Consider the following 262-nt stretch of genomic DNA (forward strand, 5'->3'; position numbering starts at 1 on the left):
GCACAGGCTGGGCAATCCAGCCGCGGGGATCGGCAATAAAGCGCTTGCGCAAGGCGTCCAATTCTTCCTTGGCAGCGTCGAAAACGATGACGAGTCCCTTTCCGCCTGAACCGTCAACAGGTTTGACCACCAGTTCCTCAAGGCGGTCCAGGACATGTTCCCGGGCTTCCTTTTCTTCAAGCCGGAACGTGTCGACGTTGGCGATGATGGGCTCTTCGTGAAGGTAATAGCGGATCAGGTCAGGCACGTAGCTGTAAACGAG

Annotated in this window: 1 protein-coding gene; it reads right to left on the bottom strand. The window is 56.9% G+C overall.

Going from position 1 to position 262, the window contains the following annotated elements; all coding sequences use genetic code 11:
• A partial coding sequence (locus ACR9ZK_RS22360; RefSeq protein WP_481344128.1) for a circularly permuted type 2 ATP-grasp protein occupies positions 1-262 on the bottom strand: 262 nt, incomplete at both ends.

Source organism: Monashia sp. HAY1-5C (assembly GCF_056755255.1).